Source organism: uncultured Lutibacter sp., assembly GCF_937891065.1.
In the GTDB taxonomy this organism is placed as follows: Bacteria; Bacteroidota; Bacteroidia; order Flavobacteriales; family Flavobacteriaceae; genus Lutibacter.
Window position 1 is genome coordinate 24217 of record NZ_CALAEQ010000226.1, and the last position, 6000, is coordinate 30216.

At 30.7% G+C, this 6000-nt stretch carries 7 protein-coding genes; 1 reads left to right on the forward strand and 6 read right to left on the reverse strand.

Annotation, left to right across the window (positions count from 1 at the left end; all coding sequences use genetic code 11):
- The first annotated feature begins 19 nt into the window (after positions 1-19).
- Positions 20-235: a DUF6515 family protein gene (locus Q0352_RS12300; RefSeq protein ID WP_299527936.1), complete on the forward strand. Its 216-nt coding sequence runs from the start codon at positions 20-22 to the stop codon at positions 233-235.
- Here the strand turns inward: Q0352_RS12300 and Q0352_RS12305 are convergent.
- The 6 genes from Q0352_RS12305 to Q0352_RS12330 all read right to left on the reverse strand — a co-directional run bounded on the left by Q0352_RS12305 (position 232) and on the right by Q0352_RS12330 (position 5978).
- Entirely contained in the window at positions 232-1206 is a 975-nt protein-coding gene (locus Q0352_RS12305) for a DUF4837 family protein (RefSeq protein ID WP_299527938.1), read from the reverse strand. The two genes, Q0352_RS12300 and Q0352_RS12305, sit on opposite strands and share 4 nt — an antisense overlap.
- Positions 1207-1289: 83 nt before the next feature.
- Positions 1290-2831 carry a lytic transglycosylase domain-containing protein gene (locus tag Q0352_RS12310; protein WP_299527940.1) on the reverse strand — a complete coding sequence of 514 codons (1542 nt, stop codon included), beginning with the start codon at positions 2829-2831 and terminating at the stop codon, positions 1290-1292.
- Positions 2832-2838: 7 nt separating this feature from the next.
- Entirely contained in the window at positions 2839-3723 is an 885-nt protein-coding gene (locus tag Q0352_RS12315; RefSeq protein WP_367274640.1) for an OmpA family protein, read from the reverse strand.
- An 82-nt stretch (positions 3724-3805) separates the two neighbouring features.
- On the reverse strand, positions 3806-4564 hold the full coding sequence (locus tag Q0352_RS12320) for an exodeoxyribonuclease III (RefSeq protein ID WP_299527944.1): 759 nt from the start codon (positions 4562-4564) through the stop codon (positions 3806-3808).
- A gap of 49 nt (positions 4565-4613) precedes the next feature.
- Entirely contained in the window at positions 4614-5273 is a 660-nt protein-coding gene (locus tag Q0352_RS12325) for a 3-oxoacid CoA-transferase subunit B (protein ID WP_299527946.1), read from the reverse strand.
- 3 nt (positions 5274-5276) lie between these two features.
- Entirely contained in the window at positions 5277-5978 is a 702-nt protein-coding gene (locus Q0352_RS12330) for a CoA transferase subunit A (protein WP_299527948.1), read from the reverse strand.
- Positions 5979-6000 lie beyond the last annotated feature (22 nt).

Here is a 6000-nt window from a genome sequence, read left to right on the forward strand (position 1 = left end):
AAACTTTAAAACTTTAGTTATGAGACTTTTTTTTGTTGTATTAATTACCGTAGTATTATCATTTTCTTTATGCTCTTGTTTTACAACAGCAAAAGTAGCTCCAACAAAAGTAGTTGTAGTAAAAAAATTACCTAAATCTCATAAAGTTGTTTTTATAAAAGGACAACGTTATTACGCTTGGAACGGCAAAAATTATAGAAAAACCAATAAAGGATATGTTGTGGTTCGATTTTAATTAATTACTAATGTTTTTAAAATAGCTTCTAACTCAAACATATAATCGCGTTTGTTAATAGACGGCGCATAGGTTAAACCTTCAACCACTACTAATCTATTATTTACTTTATCAACTACAGAATAACTCAAAAATGGACCCGCCATATAAACTCCTTTAACTTCCCATTTTCCTCTAGTTTCAAAGGCTTTTTTACCATCTAATTCTACTTCAAAAACATGTGGTGTGTAAGCTTCCTCAGTCATCATGTAAGAATCTTCAACTTGACCAGGAATGTATTTTTTACCAAACGCATCTCTATTTGCTACAATTGTATTTCCTTTTTCATCTTCTTCTGAAGTAATAGGAACAGTATAACACATTAACTCCATACTATTTCCTCCAAATAAATGATAACGGTACCAAACAAATTCGCCATTATCTTCTACTTTACTATAATTACGAGGTATTTTTAATGAAAATCCTTGCTTATTAAAAGTTTCAATCGCTGAAGGTTCCCAGTATTTTTTAAGAATTTTCAACCTAACTGCTCTTAAATCTGAATCTTTAAATTCTGAAACAATTTTTGAACTATTTTCTTGAATCACATTTATCAAATCTTCTTTACTTTTACCTGTAATAGTAATTATTTTTTGAGGTGCTGCGTAAACATCGGTGGCTACTGTAAAAGAATTTTCATCAGCTAAACCAACCTTTAAAATACCTCTGCTAGCTTTAAACATACTTCCAAAATTTTCTAAAGGCACTTGAGATACTTCAAACTGAGATTCGGGTTGCGGTAATCCTAAAACTGGTTCTGCAATAAATTTTCGTAATTCATCACCAATTTCACCTTGCCACTCGCTATTTTTCATTACAATCAATAAGTTGTTAATTCTGCCATTTGCATTCATTAATACTCTTTGATTGTTTCCTGAATTACAAGAAATAAAAAAAGAAACTATAACTAAAAGGATTCCTATTTTTTTCATTTATGCTTTATTTTTAACTGATTAGATGTTGTTCAATATTAATATTTTTCTCGAAGGAAAAGTCTAATATGCTCTTATCATCCTTATTTATTAAATATTTTTAATTTGATTCCCGGTTGTAAGCTTTTAACACTCCAAATATTGTTCCAATCTTTAATATTTTGAACAGAAACATTTACATATTTTTGAGCAATTAACCATAAAGAGTCGCCAGATTTTACTGTATAAGTATTAAATTCACCTTTTGGTATAGCTGTTTTTGAAGTAGTTTTTGTTTGTTTTGAAGTAGTTGTTACATTCAATCTTCTTGGATAAATAGTTAAACGTTGCCCAATTCGTAAATTAGTACTTCGCATATTATTCCACTGCTTAATTTTTGAAACTGAAACACCATACTTATCTGCTATTTTCCCTAAAAAATCACCGCTTTTAACCTTGTAAGTAATTCTATTATTCATTTCAATATACTCCGGTAACGGTTTTTCTCGTTTCGCTTCTTCAGCACTGGCATACGCATAAATTTGCTGTTCATTACTAACAAAATTTCCAATATCTTTAACAGGTAAAGCAAGCGTATAATTTTTCTCTTTTATATAAGGAATGATATCTAATTTATATTGCGGATTTAAAAACTGAAGTACCTCTATATCAACATTTAACGTTTCGTAAATTTGCTCAAAAGTTAATTGTCTTTTTACCTGAACTGTATCTGTTTCAAAATACATCAATGAACTTTCTTTTGCTTTTATATTATGCTCGTTTGCATATTCAAAAATGTACAATGTTGCATAAAAAGCAGGAACATACCCTGCCGTTTCGCGGGGTAAATTATGACGAATATTCCAGTAATTTTTACTTCCTCCTGAACGTCTTATCGCTTTATTAACATTCCCGGGTCCAGAATTATAAGCCGCTAAAGCTAAATCCCAATCTCCAAAGATGTTATATAAACTAGATAAGTATTTACACGCTGCTTCTGTGGCTCTATAAGGATCTGAACGTTCATCAACATACGAACTTACATCTAAATCGAATTGTTTCCCTGTTTGATACATAAATTGCCACAAACCTGTTGCTCCAACTCGTGAACGTGCTCTTGGTTTTAAAGCCGACTCTACAATAGCCAAATATTTCATTTCTAAAGGAATATCGTACTTATCTAATTGCTCTTCAAACATAGGGAAATAATAACGCGCCTTTTCCATTAAATTTGAAAAAGAAGACTTTCTTCGTATTAAGTACGTTTTAATTATTTGCTCTAATTGCGGATTATATTCAATATGAAATGGTGTTTTACTGTCTAAAACTTTCAACCGCTCTTTTAGTAATTCGGTTGGTAATTCGTCTAGTTCAGTAATTAAAATTTCATCATCTTTTAATACATATTGTATCGTATCATACAATGGTGAATTTATCAATTCATTCAACCATAAACTATCAATTAAAGTAGCTTCTTTATGAATTTTTAAACTTAATGAATCTGATTTTGTAAAAAATAAAGTGTCTACATCTGAAAACATTTCTTGCGTGTCTTCAATTTTTTGAAGTGCTAAAGTATCGGTATCTGTTTGTGAAAAACCTATACTAAAAACTAATAAAAAGGCTATGCATACTATTTTATTCATTGAACTATTATTCATTTAAAAGTTTTGAAATTTCATCGAAATTAGGAGCTAAAATAATTTCAATTCTTCTGTTTTTAGCTTTTCCTTCAATTGTATTATTGGTATTAACAGGAACAAATTCTCCTCTTCCTGCAGCTGTTATTTGAGTTGGGTTTACTCCTTTATCTTTTAAAATTCTCACAATAGCTGTGGCTCTTTTAACCGATAAATCCCAGTTATCTAACAATACTGAGCTTACATAAGGATCATTATCTGTATGCCCTTCAATTAACACATTAATATCTGAATTTTCAGATAAAACACTTGCCAATTGCTCTACCGCTTTCTTACCATCTGTTCCTACAGCCCAACTTCCTGAATTAAACAATAGTTTATTTTCCATAGAAACATAAATTTTGCCGTTTTTATGAACTACTGTTAACCCTTTACCTTCAAAATTATGCAATGCATTTGAAATCGCATTTTTTAGTTGTTGCATCTGTGCCTCTTTAGCATCAATTAAGTTTTGAAGTTCATTAATTTGTTGAGAACGTTTATGTAACTCTTTTTGAAGTTCTTCCAATCGAGCACTTTCCAGCGCCATTTTTTGTTCTTTAGCTTCTAGCTCAAGTAAAAGTTGTTGATTTTTTTCAGCTTGTTCTGCCAATTTTTTTGAACTTTGAGAAGAAAGTGCCTTGTATGATTCGTCTAAATTTTTGTATTTATGTTGAAGTGAAGTAAACTCCGTATCTAAAATTTCTTTTTGAGTTGACAATTCCGAAAATTCACTTTTAAGTTTTTCTAATTCAGTATCAACCACTTTTTTTGAAGCTAATAAATCGTCTTTTTCTTTAATTAAATCTGAATTTGATGATCGTAAATTAGAATACTTACCCTCTAATTCCTGATACAATTTTTTTGAAACACATGAATTTAATGTGAACATTATAACGAATACAACTATTATTTTTTTAAACATATTGAGATTTAATAATTTAATCAATTTCTACAACTATTGGACAATGGTCTGAATGTTTTGCTTCAGGTAAAATATAAGCTCTTTTAATTCTGTCTTTTATTGGCTCACTAACCATATTATAATCTATTCGCCAACCTTTATTATTATTTCTAGCATTGGCTCTGTAACTCCACCACGAATAATGATGTGGTTCTTTATTTAAATGACGGAATGAATCAATAAAACCGCTATCAATAAAATTTCCTAGCCAATCTCTTTCCTCTGGTAAAAACCCTGAAACACCTTTCATTTTTGGATTGTGAATATCAATTTCTTCGTGACAAATATTATAATCTCCACAAATAATAATATTTGGTATTTCTTGCCTTAAATCGTTTACATATTGCTGAAATTCAGCCATATAATTAAATTTAAAGTTAAGTCTTGCGTCATTAGTTCCTGATGGTAAATACAAACTCATTACTGAAACATCATCAAAATCTACACGTAAATTTCTACCTTCAAAATCCATGGTTTCTATCCCAGTTCCATATTCAATATGGTTGGGTTGGGTTTTAGATAATATAGCAACACTACTATACCCCTTTTTTTGAGCTGAAAACCAATAATGAAATGGGTAGCCTGCTTCTTCAAATAAACTTAAATCTAATTGCTCTTTGTGTGCTTTTGTTTCCTGAATACAAACTACATCGGCATTTGTAGCAATTAGCCAATCTATAAAGCCTTTTTTTAAAGCAGCTCTTATTCCATTAACGTTGTATGATATAATTTTCATTAAGTTTTATTTAAACCCTAAAAAAAGGAGCAAAGTTGTTGTTTTATTTTTAGTCAAATTTCATTTCTGGAATTTCTCCTTCAATAATTAAATCACCTTCTGTTGCTGCTTTAATTTCTTCAACAGTAACCCCTGGAGCTCTTTCAATTAAATAAAAAGCATTATTTTTTATTTCTAAAACAGCTAAATTAGTTACTACTTTTTTAACACAATTTACACCTGTTAATGGCAAAGAACAGCTTTTCAATATTTTTGATTCACCTGCTTTATTTGTGTGCATCATTGCTACAATTATATTTTCTGCAGAAGCTACTAAATCCATTGCTCCACCCATTCCTTTGACTAATTTTCCTGGAATTTTCCAATTTGCGATGTCTCCATTTTGAGCAACTTCCATGGCTCCTAAAACTGTTAATTGAACGTGTTGACCACGAATCATAGCGAAACTTAATGCTGAATCAAATAAAGAGCCTCCCTGTAAAATAGTAACAGTTTGTTTACCTGCATTTATTAAATCTGCATCTTCTTCTCCTTCAATAGGAAAAGGTCCCATTCCTAACAAGCCATTTTCAGATTGAAATTCAACATCTATGTTTTTAGGTACGTAATTGGCAACTAAAGTTGGTATTCCAATACCTAAATTTACATACCAGTTATGTTGTAATTCTTGTGCAATTCTTTGCGCTATTTGTTGTTTTGATAAAGCCATGACTTAAGATTTTGGAGTTACTGTACGTTGTTCAATTCTCTTTTCGTAATCTTTTCCTTGAAATATACGTTGAACAAAAATACCAGGAATATGAATTTGATTTGGATCTAATTCACCAGCCTCAACCAATTCTTCAACCTCAGCAACTGTAATTTTTCCTGCCATTGCCATCATTGGATTAAAATTACGAGCCGTTCCTTTAAAAATTAAATTACCTGCTGTATCTCCTTTCCAAGCTTTTACAAATGCAAATTCTGGGTCAAAAGCATGTTCTAATATATGCATTTTACCGTTAAATTCTCTTGTCTCTTTACCTTCAGCAACTTCGGTTCCATAACCTGCAGGCGTATAAAAAGCTGGTATTCCAGCTCCTGTAGCTCTACATCTTTCTGCTAAAGTTCCTTGAGGAATTAATTCTACATCAAGCTCACCTGAAAGCATTTGACGTTCAAATTCATCATTTTCTCCTACGTATGAAGAAATCATTTTTTTTATTTGACGTTTTTGTAATAATAACCCCAATCCAAAATCATCAACTCCTGCATTGTTAGAGATACACGTTAAATTACTAACATCTAATTTTACTAGTTCTGAAATACAGTTTTCCGGTATTCCACACAAACCAAAACCACCAAGCATAAAAGTCATTCCGTCTTCTACACCTTGTAAAGCTTCTTGTGCATTATTTACTACTTTATTTATCATAATTCAATTATTAAAATTCTGG